At 30.8% G+C, this 19,250-nt stretch carries 10 protein-coding genes and 1 pseudogene; 6 read left to right on the top strand and 5 right to left on the bottom strand.

All coding sequences use genetic code 11. The annotated features are described in order from the left end of the window. Positions 1-510: 510 nt before the first annotated feature. Entirely contained in the window at positions 511-753 is a 243-nt protein-coding gene (locus tag RB618_RS23715; RefSeq protein WP_374121141.1) for a hypothetical protein, read from the bottom strand. 264 nt (positions 754-1,017) lie between these two features. Between RB618_RS23715 and RB618_RS17415 the strand changes: the two genes are divergently transcribed. Together RB618_RS17415 and RB618_RS17410 are read left to right on the top strand one after the other, a co-directional pair. Continuing rightward, the gene (locus RB618_RS17415) at positions 1,018-2,277 is read left to right on the top strand and encodes a hydroxymethylglutaryl-CoA reductase (RefSeq protein ID WP_308069911.1); all 1,260 of its coding nucleotides are present in this window, start codon (positions 1,018-1,020) and stop codon (positions 2,275-2,277) included. 1,028 nt (positions 2,278-3,305) lie between these two features. Then, a complete protein-coding gene (locus tag RB618_RS17410; protein ID WP_308069910.1) occupies positions 3,306-5,276 on the top strand; it encodes a KUP/HAK/KT family potassium transporter in 1,971 nt (656 codons plus the stop codon). Between the two features lie 333 nt (positions 5,277-5,609). Here RB618_RS17410 and RB618_RS17405 read toward each other — a convergent pair whose 3' ends face one another. Then, positions 5,610-5,825 carry a hypothetical protein gene (locus tag RB618_RS17405; RefSeq protein ID WP_308069909.1) on the bottom strand — a complete coding sequence of 72 codons (216 nt, stop codon included), beginning with the start codon at positions 5,823-5,825 and terminating at the stop codon, positions 5,610-5,612. A 1,828-nt stretch (positions 5,826-7,653) separates the two neighbouring features. Continuing rightward, complete coding sequence (locus RB618_RS17400) at positions 7,654-8,613, bottom strand: IS110 family transposase (RefSeq protein ID WP_308069908.1); 960 nt, start codon at positions 8,611-8,613, stop codon at positions 7,654-7,656. Positions 8,614-8,782: 169 nt separating this feature from the next. On the opposite strand from RB618_RS17400, the gene RB618_RS17395 reads away from it, so the two are divergent. Next, a complete protein-coding gene (locus tag RB618_RS17395; RefSeq protein WP_308069907.1) occupies positions 8,783-9,436 on the top strand; it encodes a helix-turn-helix domain-containing protein in 654 nt (217 codons plus the stop codon). A gap of 650 nt (positions 9,437-10,086) precedes the next feature. On the opposite strand, the gene RB618_RS17390 is transcribed toward RB618_RS17395, so the two are convergent. Next, positions 10,087-11,478: a hypothetical protein gene (locus tag RB618_RS17390; protein ID WP_308069906.1), complete on the bottom strand. Its 1,392-nt coding sequence runs from the start codon at positions 11,476-11,478 to the stop codon at positions 10,087-10,089. 1,778 nt (positions 11,479-13,256) lie between these two features. Here RB618_RS17390 and RB618_RS17385 point away from each other — a divergent pair. Further along, positions 13,257-15,377, top strand: a complete 2,121-nt coding sequence (locus RB618_RS17385) for a hypothetical protein (protein WP_308069905.1) — start codon at positions 13,257-13,259, stop codon at positions 15,375-15,377. Between the two features lie 968 nt (positions 15,378-16,345). Here the strand turns inward: RB618_RS17385 and RB618_RS17380 are convergent. Further along, positions 16,346-16,687 (bottom strand): YegP family protein, encoded by a 342-nt coding sequence (locus RB618_RS17380; protein ID WP_308069904.1) that lies wholly within the window; start codon positions 16,685-16,687, stop codon positions 16,346-16,348. Between the two features lie 148 nt (positions 16,688-16,835). Here RB618_RS17380 and RB618_RS17375 point away from each other — a divergent pair, with 148 nt between their 5' ends. After that, positions 16,836-17,474, top strand: a complete 639-nt coding sequence (locus tag RB618_RS17375; RefSeq protein ID WP_308069903.1) for a semialdehyde dehydrogenase — start codon at positions 16,836-16,838, stop codon at positions 17,472-17,474. An 804-nt stretch (positions 17,475-18,278) separates the two neighbouring features. Further along, positions 18,279-19,250, top strand: a pseudogene (locus tag RB618_RS17370) (hypothetical protein); the annotation flags it as partial.

Here is a 19,250-nt window from a genome sequence, read left to right as displayed (position 1 = left end):
TTTAATATTATTTTTTAGGAGCTTTTCCCGCTATTCGTTCCACCCGAGCGGAAGCGAACTGGCGAAGCAATCTTTTGTGCCCAGCCCCGGGTCAATTGTATGTGGTGTATTTTTTAGGTTTAATATTATTTTTTAGGAGCTTTTCCCGCTATTCGTTCCAATCTTTTGTGCCGAACTCCGGCACAAAAGGATTTCCACTGCTATCGGGGCTAGGGCTGCCGAGGAGCCGGATTCTTTAGACTAATAAAAATAAGTGAGATTATAAAAAAATGGCGCCGATTGTCTTTAATTGGCGCCATTTGGCTTGTTTGTGACAGGAACGGGACAAATTTCTATAAAATTTATGGAGGATTTGAAGACATTGGCTTACCATATAGTACCTGTCTTTCATTGGCTGTGTGAATCTGGTTTAGATGTCCTGTTGGGGATAGTGTCTTTTTAGATGAGAAGAATACTGTCTATGATGTTACATTTTTTTCTTAAACTGAACCTTAATATATTTGTCAGCGATTAATAGTAAAAATATAGTTCTATTATCTTCCATTTTTTTGATGTGCTACTGTAAAATTGTCCGGCAGATGTAGCTGCCATAAGCGAAATTTCTTCACACAGACATAGACATACAGCAATGTCGGCGAATTTGTCGCTTTTTCCTGAACCCAAAAACCCCATTAACTCAAGGCATTCTTTTTGTGTTGGAAATGAAGTGCCTCCGCCAACGGTTCCATTTTGCAGATAAAGAAAATATGAAATAAGAAGAATCGATGGATTTGAGTTTAATTTTTCAGTATCCCGAAGATTAAGGCCTTAAGTTTTTGTGACAAAATTGGAGGCAGCTCCAGTTGGATGTTTCTTTTTTATTGCTAAAACTATTTTTTTATGTTCTTTTTTTTGTTTTTTTTATTTTTTAATTCTATTTTTTTGATAATTAGGTAAATATGCTGTAAAAAAGTAAGAAATTACCTTATTATATTTTTTATTTATATAACTTAGCTTATATAAAAATAAAAGAAACATATGAAGAATTTACCTAGTAATGTCAGTCGCGCAAAGTATGATTTTATAGATTCATCAGTTGTAGAAAAATTAGAATCTTATCTCCCAAAGTTAACCTCGGATCTGGAAAAAATTCCAGCGCAAGATCCATACAGTTTAAATGGTCAAAAATTACGTTTAAATTTTATCCGTCAACAGTTAAAAATTGATGTAGATTATCTTTCAGGCAAAAAAAAATTTGATGATAACGAGAGTCTTAAAGGTAATATAGAAAACTACATTGGAATGAGCCAAATTCCAACTGGAATTATTGGACCAATATTAATAAATGGAAGTGTGGCCCAAGGTCCTTTTTATGTTCCGCTTGCAACGACTGAAGGAGCGCTTCTGGCATCATACAACAGAGGATCGAAAGCCTGCAGGGAATCGGGAGCAATTACTGTAATTACCTTACAAGAGGGTGTACAAAGAACACCTACTTTTAAGTTTAAAAATTTAATTGATTTAGGTAAATTTACAGCATGGGTATTAAAGCATAAGGAAATTTTTGTTTCAATTACCAGAGAGGCAAGTAATTATGCCATTTTAAATGATTTAAGTATAAGTATAGAAGGTAATATTCTAATTTTAAGGTTTGAATATACTTCTGGTGATGCATCAGGTCAAAATATGGTTACGATATGCAGCGATAAAATCTGTAAATATATTTTAGAGAATTGCCCTATTGAACCTGTTTTTTGGACTATTGAAGGCAATACCTCTGGAGACAAAAAAGCTACCTCTTTAGTCACAAGAGTTCGAGGAAGAAAAGTAACTGCCGAAATTACATTAAAAAAAGAAGTTGTTGACTCTGTTCTTAAAACTACTCCGGCATTACTACAACAACAATGGAAAATATGTTCTTCAGGACCTGCCAAAACAGGAACTATCGGTACAGGGATGCATCCTTCAAATGCTTTGGCGGCTTTATTTATCGCTTGTGGACAAGATGTTGCCTGTACCGGTGAAGCTTCTACTGCTATTACAAGGATGGAAATTGACGAAAACGGGGATTTGTATTGCTCTATTACTATGCCCAACATAATTGTAGGAACTGTTGGTGGAGGCACTTCATTTCCAACACAAAAAGAATGCCTTGAGTTAATGGGGTGTTACGGCGCTGGTAAGAGTGGTAAACTTGCCGAAATTGCAACAGCCTTATGCCTAGCTGGTGAAATTTCAATTTTAGCGGCTATGTCAGCAGGGCAATTTACGGCTGCCCATCAAACACTTGGAAGGTAGTAATAATAATGAATTATCGTGCTTTAGCTTTAATTTGCTAAAGAAAAAGATTTCAAATTTAATGAAGATCATTGAAAAGTCTTTGTTTTCAAGTATCATTAAAAAAGCCTGTATATTTGGTTGTTTTAAAATTTAATTTCCTTATAATAAATCGCGTAGATAATAACCCAAAAGAACGAAATTTAGTGTTTTTGCTCTTTTGGGTTATTACCTTTTTTCCTATTTTAAGAGACTAGCCCTGGGTATAAGGAATGCTCCATTAAACAGGTTATGAAAGTCTTTATTAACCAGTCTATTACATATCGAAAAGTAAAAGCCTTGGTTGCACTAAAAAGAAAAGACATGTAAACAATTGCCGATATGATGGAATTTATTAAAAGATTCCTATGATTTTAGGAGGGAGTAACTGTACATCATCTGATAATACTATCTTAAGTAACTTAAAAATTTGCTATTAATAGGCGTAAAGAAAATATATTATTCTTGGCATTATCGATTCCAAAGTAATTTATACATTAAGCGGTCGGAATGTTGAGAAAATAATGAATCAATTTACCTGCTATTTATAGGTAAGGAATTTAGCTAAGGCCACGATATTTATAATGAGCATTTGATCTTGTATTTTTAAGAAGTATTTTTGATGCTAAATATAATGCAGTGGCTTCTTATTTTAAATTAATGCTTTTTGTTAAGTCATTATTGTACAGGTGAAATCAATTTGAAAATGGATTGAGTAAAATGTATTATCGTATTTAAATAAACAAATTACAACTAAAAATCATTTGATAAAAGTTGTAAAAAGAGTTTAAAAAGAGAAATCAAACATTTCTTAGTATATTTATACTGAAGAATTTATATTAGATTAGAAAAGACTTCTATTTAAAGGGAATTAAAATCATAGAAGTCTTTCTTTTGTTTGTAGTCTTGAGCTCATAAAAGCATGACTATAGGTAGAATTGCAGCATTGGAAAAGCAATTGCTGGAAAATTTTAATTTATAAGATTAAAAAGTTGAACCATATTTTAATTATGAGTGGAAAAAATGACGCGATACATAGTAAATTAACTTTAGGAGGTTTATTTGTTGCATTAGGAATAATTTACGGAGATATAGGAACTTCTCCTTTATATGTAATGAAAGCTATAATTGGAATTCATTATATTAAAAATGATATAGTTTTAGGAGGAGTATCAGCAGTACTTTGGACATTAACATTACAGGCTACAATAAAATATATTTTCATTACACTCAGCGCTGATAATAATGGGGAGGGAGGGATTTTTGCTCTTTATGCACTGGTAAGGCGAACTAAGGTGAAATGGCTAATTATTCCGGCAGTTATCGGAGGCAGTGCATTACTTGCAGATGGAATCATCACTCCTCCAATGTCTGTATCTTCAGCGATTGAAGGAACAAGGACTTTGTATCCTGAAATTGACACCGTCCCCATTATTATTGCAATTCTATTCACGCTTTTCGCAATTCAGCAGTTTGGTTCTAAATTAGTAGGGAAATTTTTTGCACCGGTAATGCTGATATGGTTTGGTATGCTGGCAGTATTAGGAGTTATGCAAATCACAAATCATCCAGATGTCTTAAAAGCAGTAAATCCATATTATGCTTACCATTTATTAAGAATTCATCCGGAAGGGTTTTATGTTTTAGGCTTTGTTTTTCTGTGTACAACGGGAGCTGAAGCTTTATACTCAGATATGGGGCATTGCGGTAGAAAAAATATTAGGATCAGCTGGGTTTTCGTTAAAATTGCTTTACTGTTAAATTATTTTGGGCAGGCAGCTTATTTGATTCAGCATGAGGGGAAAACGTTGTTTAGTCTCGGAGGTAAATATGCAAATCCATTTTATTTAATGATGCCACAATGGTTTGTGCCTGTAGGAATATTGATTGCTACACTAGCTGCTGTTATTGCTTCGCAAGCTTTAATAAGCGGTTCCTTTACATTAATCAATGAGGCTATCAAGCTTAATTTTTGGCCTAAGGTAAAAATTAAATACCCTACAGAACAAAAAGGGCAATTGTACATTCCATCAATTAATTGGCTGATGATGGCGGGCTGCATCATGATTGTACTTCATTTTAGAGAATCTCAAAAAATGGAAGCCGCGTATGGACTTGCAATAGTTTTATGTATGATTATGACCACTTTACTGCTTAATTATTATTTGATAATGAAAAGAGTCCCATGGTATATTATTGCTGCTTCCATAACAATTTATATGATACTCGAAATTAGTTTTTTAATTGCTAGTTTAAACAAATTCATGCACGGCGGATATGTCGCAGTATTAGTAGCCCTAACATTGATTGTAGTAATGACTACATGGTGGAAAGCCAAATCGATAAGTAAAAAATATACAAAATACGTCAATATATGTGATTATAAAAAAGTACTGTCTGAACTAAGTACTGATGAGTCAATTCCAAAGTATGCTACACATTTAGTTTATATGACAAATGCTGTAAGAATTAGTGAAATAGAGCAAAAAATAATTTATTCTATCCTGCAGATGCGTCCTAAACGAGCTGATATTTATTGGTTTATTCATATAAATATTGTAGATGAGCCATATAAAAAAGATTATAAAGTGACTGAAATAATGAAAGATGATTTATATAGAATTGATTTTTATCTGGGATTTAGAGAGCCGATAAAAACAAATTTGATGTTTAAGGAAGTAATTCGTGATATGGTGCTAAATAATGAAGTTGACATAACAAGCCGTTATTTGTCCTTACACAATAATAATATTATAGGAGATTTTAAATTTGTATTATCTCAAAAAATACTTTCGATTGACAGCAATTTCAGCTGGTTTGAAAAACTAATTATGAATAGTTATTTTTTACTTAAAAAAATCAGTTTATCTGAGGAAAAAGGCTTTGGCTTGAATACCAGTGCTGTAAAAATAGAGAAGTTTCCTTTACTGCCGGATTTTCCAGAAGAATTTAAAATGACACGTGTACGAATTCAGAATTAAAACTTATGCATAAATTGAAATAAGCAATATTACCAACGCTTTACTAATTGAAATTGGCGCAATGAAATGCAATTGCGAAATTTAAAAAAACAATAATAACAACCTGACTAAATTTGCTTAATAGTAAGCGCAATATTGTATTGAGTTTATTACTGTGTTTAATTTACTGTAATTTTAAAATTAAAGCCTTTTACGGTTTTAATGTGTTAGGTTCTTGTTGCATTGTTTAATATTTTTTAATTTCAAATATTTTTGTTTGTAGATATCGTAAAATCTGCTATTTGCCATTACCTAATACTTTTATATTGTACTATATATTTTTCTTTATTTAAATTAGGAATGATTCCAGGATAAGAAACTCCAGGGAATATTAACAGTTCCATAGGGCGTTTGTGAAGATTGGCTATAATCTAGCGGATGTGAGGTAATGATAGATTGCGGTATGTTAGTTAATCTATGAAAAACGTCATCATACTGGATGTGATATTCTTGAGAATCTGATATTTTTTGAGATTCTTCCTCGTTTGATTTTGGAATTTCTGAACTCATAATTTCTAATTTTTAAGTTATTTTTAGATTTTATTTTTAGATTTTATTTTTACTTTCTTTGGACAACAATTGTATTTTTTTAAAGATTATATAATGCTAAGTCATAGAATCTCTAAAAACTGATTCAAATAAAAAAATCTCCTTTCGGCATAATTAAGTTAAAGAACTTTTATATTTAATGTTTGATAAAAGTAAAAAAAATAACTCATAAAAAAGAAAAATCTTATATTCAGCATTTAGTATATTGATTTACAAGTGTTTGTGTGTATTTTTTTTATTTAACTCATATGAAGGGGGGGGAGTACTACGAAGCTATTTAGATACGATACGAGACCAGCATTATCATTTGTTTTTTTAAAACGAAATGACTCAGCTGTTAAAAGAAAGTACAGGCTAATGTTCTAAAAACTGTGGTACATTATGTGAATGAATTTGAAAGGAAGGAAAAATAAAAGCTTTGACGAAAAAGAGGGAAGTAACCATCAAGTTTAAGTAAGGAACTAAACAATAGAGGTATAGAAAATATTTTAATTCATTACCTTTGATAAGAGACATTTTTTCTTAATGATGCGTAAAATTTTGCTTATTTATGTTTTATAGCTGATAAATTATATTATCATTAAGTAATGATTGTATTTGAAAATTATATTTGTTCGTTATTTATGCGGTTGATTTTAAAATATATTATTTAAATAGCATTATGATTTAATTATTAATTTTAAAAAAAAACAAAACATTATGAGAGATTTATTCTGCTATTGATAATATTAACCAGCTGTTTTTTGAATCAAAAAAGTAATATTTTGCTAATTTAAAGTTTACGGTGCTGCTGTTTATTTTTTTTATTGCTAAAATTGTGGGGCTGCTGTGATCTTTTGTGATTATATTATCGCAAAAGAAATATTCAAGATTTTTTTAGGGCTGTTCCTGGTAGATGTTACTGTTGCGTGCCTTTATAATTTTTGTCTATTAAAAAATGTATTGAAATTTTCTCCATACTTGTTTTTAATTAGTAAGTCATTTGTGTTTTTAGTCGCCCCAAGTTCATATCTTTATATTAGAAAAGATCTTTCTTTAAATAGAAAATATTCTAATAGTAATGTGTGGCTTCACTTTATTGCATTTATAACTTGTTTTTCTTTAACATTGATAACATTGATAATATTGATAAACATTTTTAGTAAGGTGCGAATCATTCAATATTATTTGTTTAAGTGTCACGACCTGCTTTTGGCGATAGGTTTGATAATATGGCTTTTTCATATGTGTTTTATTTTTTTTGAGTCCAATAAAAATCTGCTAAAAATCTAATTTTAGTCTTTTGAATCAATAATTAAGAGTCTTTCAATAGGTTGTATTTGCTTAATTGTACCAGTTTAATTTCTTTGATTTTTATTTATAAAAGGATAAGAAAAATGTAAATTTTCATATTCGTGCTTCTGATCTGTATTACTACAATTCTTTGCGACAAGTGTTTGTGCTTATCCAGTTAATACTCAGTTTTTATCACAGATTTATAGTCTATTAAAAGCTACGAGCTTGTATTATCTTTATGCTGTTGGAGTTAGTCTTACACTAAATCCCAGGCCAGCTAATTGGGTAACGAATTTTTGAACATTTTTTTGTTTATTTCTTTCTTTTAACTTTTCTATCTGCAACAATGGTTCTTTATATTCTTCTTTGTTCTTTAGAATATGATACGTTGCTTTGATAATTTTATGACTTACTGCTAGTAATGCTTTTTTACTTCCTTTTTTAATTAATAATCGCTGGTAGAATCCTTTTAAATAGCCTTCCTTTTTCCTACTTGCTCCCCATGCTGATTCTACTAAGCAGGATTGGATGTGTTTGTTTCCGTGGATGACTCGTGTACTTTTTTTTTACCAGCACTTTCATTAGTTCCAGGACTTAATCCAGACCAAGAGGCTAAATGATGTTCATCTGCGAACCTACTCATATCAGTCCCAATTTCGCTTATTATAGTAATTGCTGTATCACGTCCAACTCCGTCGATAGTTTGCAGAAGTTGTAATTCTACTTGATATTTTTCGACACTCAAATCGATTTGCTGATCTAATTTGTCAATTAACCGTTCATTTTCAGCGATGGTTTCACGAATCATTCTTAGCATAAAACGATGATGGGGTGTAATTCTTCCAGTTAAGGCTTTTGCAATATCTTCCTTGCTTGCTTTTATTCTGCCATGAACATAGGTTAATAAATTAGTAACATCATCTTTACCATCAATAATCTCGTTGATGATTTTTGTTGCACTAGCTCCCTGTGTATCGCTAACTACACTACTTAATTTGATATTACAATCTTCTAGAAACTTGATCATCCTGTTTTTCTCCGAGGCAATGAATTGCGTTTTTTTCTTTCTGTAGCGAATTAAATCTCGTAATTCTCGTATCTCTACCGGTGGAATAAAGCTGCCTTTTAGCAATCCACTCAATAGTAATTTACTAATCCAAATACTGTCTTTCTTATCCGTTTTATGTCCAGGAACATTCTTAATATGACGAGCATTAACTAAAATGATTTCAAAATCCTCTTCGAGAATATTGAATAAGGGTTTCCAATAGATCCCAGTACTTTCCATCGCGATATGGGTAACTCTTTCCGTTTTACACCAATCCCGCAAATCTATCAATGAACTTGTAAAAGCACTAAAGCTTTTGGTTTGATAATCTTTGTTACTTCTACGAATGGTCGCAACTATAACATCTTTATGAACATCTATTCCGCATCCTACGCAAATGAGCTGTTCGAATTGAACGGTTTCCATAATATTAAATGTTTTTTAGGACATCTAATTTACGTAATATATTCACGTCGTGCGAAAAACTCATCGGTGTTTGCGTGCGCTAAATCATGATTGTTTTTATGTGTTTTTTCAAATGATGATTGTTTTGAATTATGATATTACTCAATATAAATAAAATAGTTTTAATAGAATGAAGTTTTTACAGTGGATTCGTATTTATAATTTAGCAGTACTATTTTTATTTTCATTGTTATTTGTTTTTCATTTTTTGAACATTCAAATTGATGAAATAAATTACTGGAATGAGATATTATGTTTTTTTATAGCTCTATTTACTGCTGGTTGTTTGTGTTTTAAACTTCAGTTGCTTTATATGGCAACATCAGATGAGATTGCTGACAGCTTGTATTTAGTGAAAAAGAGATTTAGCTTTACTAAGTTAGATGAAACTAAGACTAGAACTATATCGATGATTAAAAACGAATCAGATTTAGGTTTTGAAAAACAGTTTAATTGCCTATTACGCTTGGAGAATATTTTTATTAATGAAAAAATGTTTTTAAAAAAAGACTTGCAAATTAGTGATGTGACAATTAAAATGGGACTGTCGGTAAATCAATTGTCAAATATGATTAATTCGGAACTTAATATGAATTTTCGGGATTATGTAAATTTAATGAGAATAGAATATTTTGAAGAAAAAGTCATTAATTTGGAGTGGGAACATTTCTCATTTAAGGATATGGTTTTGGCATCCGGTTTTAAAAGCAGAACGACTTGTTTTAGAGCCTTTGTAAAGCATACGGGAAAATCTCCAACGCAATTTTTGAAATTAAAAGTATGATCTAAAAAAAGAAGGTTGAAGGATTTTACTTTATTAATTTAAAATTTATGTCATGATGTTAAATAAATATATTTCGGTGAAATATTGGTCACGGTGAATACTATGTTTTATTTATGGCCTAGTTAAAGATTAACATACATTTAATCTAAAAAATTTAGGTTAGTTAAAAAAAAACCTGAAGATTATAAAAGTAAATAGGAGTCTTACTTTTTATGGAATATAAATTAATCTTTTGAGAATTTGTTTAATAGTTGTTTTTATTTAAAGTTTTGAAGCTTTATGCATCTGCTTTTGTTGAAAGATGTCGTGTAGTCAATTTTTTTTTAAGATTACTAAATATCAATTTACTTACTATAATTGTAAAACCAGATGATTGTTTGATATTTAAAAACAATTATGAATTGAATTAATGACCTAAAATTAGATTATAAATTGTAAAGAAAGAAATCTTTTTAAGAAGTATATTAAAAGCTTTATAAATGAATAGATACTACTTGATATGTGAAATCATTTGTAGAATAGCAAGGAGGCGGTGCTTCTGAAATGTAGAAATTGAGATAAAATTTATCTCCAATATGTCATTGTTTTCGTGAAATACCAGAGATAAATTTTCATTAAAAAAAAGTAAGATATATTTTGTATTAGTTTTTTTAATTCATAGGGCTGGCAAATAAATAATTTTCACCATTGCCTCCCACATTTGCAGTAGGTGGACTACCATTACTATTAAATTCTCGAAACCATGAATAGATAGTAGTAGGAGTGGTTACCTGTATAGGAATGACACCTGATAGAAAAGAATATCCAGTGCCTCCAGCATTACTTTGAGGAAGCCAGCCTCCTACAAGATTACTGGCCAGATAGGTGTACCCTGTGTTGGTTATTGTGCTATTGCTGCTGCTCAGTGTAATCCTCATCCATGTGTTGTTAGTTGCGGTTGCTGCTGATCCAGTTGTAATTAATTGGCCAATATAAATTACCCATTTGCCTGGTGGAAGAGTTATATTTGAGCCAATTAGTGTATTTGGGCTGACTACTTTTGATATTGTATTCATAGTGCCGAGTACTGTTGCAATCGTACTTGAACTGGTTATCCAGGTCGCTTTACCTGAATTGTCACTCATTAAAACCTTATTAGCTCCTTCGTTTCCATCCTGAAGTTGAAAACCATCATTTGGAGTTGTACTTACAATGTGCAATTTTGATGCAGGATTTATAGTGCCTATTCCTATGTTTCCGGATGATTTAAGAGTCATTCTTGGTGCAAAATCTATAGAGTTTCTTGTGAGAAATTGCAAGCCTGCAAAATTATTGGTTATATCTCGATCTATTCCTTTAATTGTGGCAGCCGAGGGAGATGCAGAAGATTGACCAGCAATAAAGTCTATGGTAGCAAATTGTGTTGCCCATTCCTGCTCGTTAAACAAAGTTAGATTTCTTATCTCCGGATTTCCACATGGGATGCCGCAGTTTCTAGCTCCCAATGAAAGTATGTCTATATTTCCTTCCGCGGTTGATGGAAATATGGATAGAACCGTAGAAGGAGCTATAGTTCCCATTCCAACTCTATTGTTTGCGGCATCAACAGAAAACGTACTGGCATCAACAGAAAACGCGTTTACGGATGTACCGGTAAATGCCAATTTATTTGCGTTCTGAGTTACGATGCGATCTCCTGATAGTGTCCCGTTAGCATTATAAATATTTATGGGAGCAGCTATTAATTTTGTCCAAGCTGTTCCGTTGTAGTAGTAATACCCAACTACATCAATGTTAAGTGCTGTTCCGCTTTGAGTGCCAGTTGATACACTGTTTACATATATCAATGTTGAGATAGGGACCGCTGACATGCTTTGTGCTTTTTGACGGTCTATTCGAGGAATTAATAAGCCTTCTACAGAGGTGGAAGTACCGGTGGAGGTTTTAGCAGTTATATCCAAAGTAGAGGCTGGGGTAATTGTATTAATCCCTGCTTGAGAATATAAAATGTTACTAAAGCAAATACTTGCTAGAATTGATATTAGAGTAATATTTCTTTTCATTTCAAAATAATTTAATTAAGGTTAGTGTTCTATTATGAAAGAATATCTTGTATCTTGACTAGTTTGTCGAATAATTATAGCAACCTAATTTTAGTTATATGTAATGTGTGATCGTTTGGGACATTTATTCGTTTAGTGTTCTTTATTTTTAAATTTCTCCTGTCTTATTGCTTCGTGTAAAAGAAAATAAGATCAAGACTTGTATAAAGGCAATATTAAAAAGAAGGTTAGATTTGGCATGTTTAAAAAAAATCTTTTTAACTCTAATGTGAAATAAATACTGCTATAATGGTTTTTCATTACTTTAATGCTATTACTTCATTTGCTTTATTGATGTTAATTTTATATATAGATTATTTATAAAGAAAAGTTTATTTATCTCAAATGTTAGTTACATATTAAAGTAGACATTCAAATATAATACTTGTTTTATTAAAAAAAAAATATAAATGCAGGTAATTTCATGCAAACTGGTTTGTGGTGAAAAATGAAATATAATAGAAGGTAAATAGAGTTTAATTTTGGACAGTCGATATACAAAAAGAAACTAAATTGCTTATTATCAATTCATGTTGCTATAATGCTGATGGAATAAATTTAAAACGATAAGAACTTACTCATTTAAAAAATAGAGCAATTAAACATTTTACAAGTATTACAAATTTTAAATAAAGTTTTTTTTTAAGATTAATTATATGCTTTAATAATAAAGATCCTCGTAGAATCTTATACGCATGAGCAAGAGCTTTTGAAATTGTTTATTAAAGAAAGTAAAGTTTCTTGTCAAGGTACTGCATCTATAGGATACTTGCAGATAAAAAAATATAATGAGAAAGTTGACCTTTTTTTACAATCACATCGAAGGTTTTATTTTCGGAAATGGATACCGATATGAAATTATTGCAATCAAAATTAAAAGACAAGGTTCTGTTCTTATCGTATCTATATAAATATAGACTTAAGTATAATTTCAAAAATATTAATACAGAAACCTAAAGAAATTTAGGATACAAAAGGGGTATCGCAACTTTGTGTCAAATTAGACACGAAATTTACCTGCATTATATTAATAAGTTCATTCTATCTCTTTTTGCATTGTAGATTATGATTGAAATAAAATAATAATTAAGAAATGTAGATGCAACGAAAAATACAAATGTAATTATAGTGCTACTTGTTTTTAATAAAAAACTTTTCTCTTTAGAAGTAAGAAATATATTGCTTTATATGAATTGCATAATAACATCATTCGTGTCTAGGGGTAAAGTTTTAAGTTTTTACTTGCTTTTTCAATATTTAATGATTTTGTGATATTTAGATTGGAAACCTGAAGAAGTATTTGATTAGTTTTATTTTAAAGCTTATGGCATACTTACTGGATTGTCTTTAGGAAAAAGTTTTTTGAAATTTGAGTTTTTATTTATTTTTGTAAGATTAAAAAAAAAAGTAAATATTTTCTTAGTTATGTATTAATATTTTGATTAACTTCACTTTACGTAAATAAAGTCATTTGGATTGGTTTTTAATTACACTCAAAGAATATCCTGAATAAGCTTTTCTTACATTATCACGAGGGTGTTTTATTGGAAATTTAGAATTGGACGTTTCTCTTTAGGGACTGTAACAGGTGTTTTACTTGTTGTGGGTAATGGACTATTATAATTTCTCCAAATGTAAAATCGTTTTTTTATTTTATCATATTGTTAAAGGCAATTTCAAATTAACAGTTTTTTAATTCTAATCATCTAAAAAAAATGATATGAATAAAGTTTTTTTTTTTGTTGTTATTCACATGTTATGTGAGTAATGCACAAGTAGGAATCGGAACAAGTCTTCCGAATTCATCTGCACAATTAGACATTGTCGCAACCAATAGAGGAATTTTAGTCCCTAGAGTAAATCTGCAAAGCACAAGTGATAATTCGACAATTCAAAATGGTAATTTAAATAGTTTGTTGGTTTTTAATATCTCTGAAAACCAATATATTAGCCAAGGTTTTTATTATTGGTTGAATGATAAATGGAACAAAATCATTGTTAAAGATGATATTATTGATTCATTAAGTAATGTGATTTACAATTCTGTACTGAATCAGTTTTCATATATTGATCTTTCTGGAAACCCCGTTGTAATTAATTTTGATAAGATTGTAAAGGAGCATGAGACTTTAACTTTTTTGAAGTTGGATGATCTTTCCCAATCTTTAGAATATAAAGATGAACATGGTTCGATTACAGCAATTGATCTTAAGGAATTAGTAAAAGCTAATGAGACCGTAACCAGACTTGTAAATAATGGAAACGGGACAATATCATATTGGAATGAGGAAGGTTTGAAAACAACAATTTCAATACAGGGGACGCAATCTGGGCCTCAAGGACCGCCTGGTATAGATGGTAATGGGATTAGTTCAACAGTAGATAATGGAAATGGAACTTTTACTATCAATTATACAGATGGTGGTAGTTTTACAACCTCTGATTTTAGAGGTGCCACAGGTGCGCAGGGGCCAATGGGAGATAAAGGGGATCAAGGGTTTCAAGGCATTGCCGGACAGCCTGGTTTAGATGGCGCAGTTGGTGCCGCAGGAGCGCAAGGACCAAAGGGAGATAAAGGAGATCAAGGGGTACAAGGCATTGCCGGACAGCCTGGTTTAGATGGCGCAGTTGGTGCTACAGGAGTGCAAGGACCAAAGGGAGATAAAGGAGATCAAGGGGTACAAGGCATTGCAGGACAGCCGGGTTTAGATGGCGCAGTTGGTGCTACAGGAGTGCAAGGACCAAAGGGAGATAAAGGAGATCAAGGGGTACAAGGCATTGCCGGACAGCCTGGTTTAGATGGCGCAGTTGGTGCTACAGGAGTGCAAGGACCAAAGGGAGATAAAGGAGATCAAGGGGTACAAGGCATTGCAGGACAGCCGGGTTTAGATGGCGCAGTTGGTGCCGCAGGAGCGCAAGGACCAAAGGGAGATCAGGGGGTACAAGGTATTGTAGGACAGCCAGGTTTAGATGGTGCAGTTGGGGCCACAGGTGCGCAGGGACCAAAAGGAGATCAAGGAGACCAGGGGCCACAAGGGCCGGCTGGAGCAGATGGTGGTGGGGCGATAATCCAAGCAGGTGATAATGTAAGCATTGGAGGGTCTGGAAGTGCAGTTGATCCTTATATAATAAATGCAAGGGTCAATAATGCTTTATTTAATACCTCTGATAATGTTATGCATTCGCAAATTGATGGTGTTGAAGCAACAGCTTTAATTGTTACTTCAGTAACGAACTCGCTGATAGATGGAACGTTGACAACTTCAGTAAATGGTGTTGAAGGTTCGATAAATCTAAATGTTTTAAGCAATGAACCTTGGTTTGAAACTGCAAATAATGGACCTGCAACTACGAACGATCAAAATATTTATACCAAAGGTTGGGTAGGTATTGGAGGACAGATGACTCCATCTGGCAGTGGTAGTGAAAAATTGAGGGTAAACGGAAGTATTACAACTGCCACTACTTCTTATCCTGATTACGTTTTTGAAGATTATTTTAAAGGAAAGTCTAGACTTAAAACTGATTATAAATTTAAATCGCTTTTCGAGGTTGACAAATTTATCAAAGAGAATAATCATTTGCCGGGGGTAGCATCAATAAATCAATTAGAAAAGACTGAGAAGGGATATTTTTATAATGTTTCGGAACTTTCTATTCAGTTACTAGAGAAAACGGAAGAACTTTATTTGTATACAATTGAGCAGGATAAAGAATTAAAAAAATTAAACGAGCTGTTGAAATGTAAAGAGGCTGAAATTGAAGAGCTCATAAAGAAAACGAATAAATTAAACGCAGATCTTGATTATATGAATGAGAGAATTAAAGAAATTGAGGAAGTGATTTCAAAAATGAATTAAAAAGTTTTAAGCATTTTTTTAAAATAAATTAAAAGTGAAACTGCTCATTGAGGTTTTGAATAATATTGATTATCTAGAATTACTTTTTTTAAGATTATTTATTTTTTACTATTTGCATAATTATACGTTGTATATGGGTTAAGTTTTTCTTGAGCGAATATTAAATTTGATTTTAATTTTCTGCCAAACTTGAGTTGTTGATATTATTGGTCTCAGGTCGAGGTTGAAAACTTACAATTTATGGCGGTACTTAAGAGATAAGGGAAAAGGAATAGTTAATGCTTTATTAGTAAATTTTGATTAAATCATCTTAAAAAAAGTAGAGGAGTTTTGAGTCGGATTCCAAATAAATCGATGCGTTAAAGATGCAGAACAGTTTAGTTTATATTAGGCTGTTATTATTATTATTTTGAGTTATACACTTAGTTGTTGCTTGATAATCAGTTAATTGAATCTATATTTTGCGTTTAATATTCTAAACAACTATAAAGATTAACCTTAAAACAACATCTAATAAAATTAAATAGTTAATAATAAGCATTTTACAAAATTGCTTAAGCGTATAACTCAATTATTATTATTATTATTATTATTATTATTATTATTATTTAATGTTTTTTATAATTACTTATAATGAAATCCATTGGCAACAATGATTTAATTCTGAACTTTCTAAAATGATTAAGAAGGGCGGGTTTAATATTTTGCTAATTTACGCAGGAAAAAAAAATAAAAAATTTCTTATATTTACTTAATATTTATCTTTATATTTATTTAGTAAATGAATTGGTTTGAATTTAATTAATAGATGAGCACATAATTTAATAGTTGTTTTATAAGGAGGAATTGACTAGCTAGAATTTTTATTTTTTAGATGTTCTGTAAAAAGGAAGAACATGTTTTTTTGACAATTGTGCAAGATATTATTGAGAGCGTGAAGGTAATGTGTTTTTTAATCAAAAATAAATTTAGGCAGCTTTTGAAGTTATATCTCTTATGGCTATGTATAAAGTATTTTTTTTTAGCCAATCAATGCTTTGATCTCTAGATAAAACACTTTCGTGTAGAGAACTGGTACCTATAATATGTCCATTGGGCGCTTTAAGATAAAAATAGAAGAGCCAATTAGAGTTGATTCTTTTATGAAATCTATTATGATGCTGTGTGTATATTTTGAATCGTTCAATTCCTTTTTTGCAGTTAGCCTTTGTTAAATAAGTTGTGCTGGTAATTAAAGTTTGATTTTTTTCATTTTTTAAAGTAAACTGAAATTCTCCATTAACTGTTTTGTAGATAATAAAACGTCCCATATATAATAGAATTAGAAATAATATATAAAAATACAAAAATATTCTTACATTTTTAAAAGAAAAAAAATAGAAGTTAAAATAGATCTATATATCTAGGTGCAAAGTTTTTAATAATTGATTATTTAAATTTGTTTTATAAAGCTATATTATGAAAGCGTTAGTAATTGGAGCTGCAGGTCATACGGGAATGGTTTTGGTTGATAAACTATTACAAGATAGTGATTACACTTGTGTTGTTGTTTTTGTAAATAGATCTACGGGGAAGAAGCATACTAAATTCAGGGAATATATTGTTAACTTATCTGATATTGACTCTTATAGGAAAGATGTTGTTGGAGATGTACTTTTCTTCTGTTTTGAAACTGCTATAAATGGAGTTGCGATAAGAGAGCATCAATGGAAATCTGATATTGAAATTTTAAACGGCTTTATTATGCTGGCTTGCGAGAATGGTGTTAATTCTTTTATTTTGGAATCTTCACTTAACGCATCGTCTAACAGTTGGGTACATTATTTTAGAATGAAAGGGATATTAGAAGAAATGATAGCTGAGTTTTATTTTGAGCAGTATGTTATTTTTAAGCCAGGACTAATAATAAAAGAAAGAACGAGCTGGATTAAGGAAAAAATTATAGTAAATACATTACGGGTATTTAATGCAATGGGAATGTTTGAGGAATTTAGGCCGTTGTCAGCTTCATTATTAGCAGAAAAACTGGTTAAAGCTCCTAAAGTTCTGCCTAGTGGTACTTCTGTGATTAAATTTGAAAGAATATTTACTCTTTAAGTTAAGTGAGTTAACGAAAATATACCTATTGATTTTTTAGGAAATCATTCTGGTTTGAAAATCAAATTAAGGGATAGTTTTAGTCTGCTATTGCAGATTAATACTCAAGAAAAATGTGTCGAATCAAATTATGTACGAGAAGTATTGATTTCATCTCATCGTAAAATAAGTTTTGATAATCTTAGGTGATATTGAAGCCGAACTAATCTCTATGAGTACATTTTATAAAATATTGTGGCAGATTTATTTTAAGTGTTCAATTGGTAAAGTACAATTAGTGAAGAATTATTGAAGATTAATTTAAACACTATTATTGATAAAATGTAAGATTTACGAATTTGTGTAAAAGTAAATTATTAGAATTTAGATATAGTCAATATTTTTTTTTAATGAGTGATTTAATGTGTAATAGTTTTATTATCAATGTTGTTTTGGTGATTTGTTGGTTTCGATGAATTGGTACGTCCTTTAATATGGTGTTTTTCTTGTAGTCTTTTTTTTCTAAAAAAAAAAATATTTTTTGTAGGATAGTTTTCGAAATGTATGTAAATTTACGTTTATATTTTTAAATAAGAATAATTGTTGTAATGTTTATTTAGTATTTAATTTATTCGTTTTTTAGAATTGCATAATTTCAATTTTTTCAATTTCTGTTTTTTTTAATTTTTTATTGTTACCCAATAATTTATTTTGTTTTTTGATTGACTTACTTATAATAAATATTTATTTGCCTCCTTTCGTACTCTAAGTTTTTTTATTTCTATTGTAAGAAAATATATTTGATAATCTTAATAATTGAATATTATGAAGAATAAATTACTTCTGTTTTTATTGTTTTTAAGTAGTTATTTGTCTTATTCTCAGGTTGGTATTGGTACAGTAATGCCTAATACATCTTCTCAATTAGAAGTTGCTGCGGCTGATAAAGGAATTCTAATTCCGAGAATTAAATTAACAAGTATAACTGATGTTACAACAATCGCCAATGGTAATGTAAGTAGTTTGTTAGTTTTTAATACCGCCACTATATCTGATGTAACTCCGGGATATTATTATTGGTATGAGAATAAATGGAATAGAATTATTGTATCAAATGAAATTACAGCAACTCCTGGGACAGTTATTTATAACCCATCTAGTCAGTTATTTACTCATGTTAATACTTCAGGGAATGCACAATCTTTAGATATAAATGCAATTGTAAGAGCTAATGAAAGCTTGACTACTGTAGTTAATAATGGAGGAGGATTATATACTTATACAAATGAAGCAGGAACTAAGGTAAATATTAATATTGTTGGTGATGTGAAAGAGAATTTTACTACTATTGCTAATGAGCCTGCTGTAATTGCTATTATTCAGAATATAGCAAACAAAACTGAAGGAAACGTAGTTTTCGATTCTACACTAAATCAGTTCAGTTATATTAGTGCTTCTGGTATTAGAGAAGTAGTTGATATTGGTAAAATTGTAAAGAATAATGAAACTATAACCACACTAGGTAAAAATTTAACTAATAAAGGAAAATATCTTTACACAAGCGAGGATAATACCGTTACAGAAATCGATGTTATTCAGGATGTTGTAGCAAATTCCGCAACAATTTTAAATAATTCAAATTTTAAAAGTGAATTAGTAAACGTTGTAAAACTAAATCAAACCACAACAACGCTTGCGCAGAGCACCAGCACAGGGGGGATCACTTACACCAATGAGGACGGGACAGCCCAGACAGCTGCAGTCAGAAGTTCGGATTCAGGCAATATCATCACTGTT

The organism is Flavobacterium sp. LHD-85, from assembly GCF_030929595.1.
In the GTDB taxonomy this organism is placed as follows: Bacteria; Bacteroidota; Bacteroidia; order Flavobacteriales; family Flavobacteriaceae; genus Flavobacterium.
The sequence above is the reverse complement of the archived record's forward strand: the minus strand, read 5'-3'. Positions and strand labels throughout refer to the sequence as shown.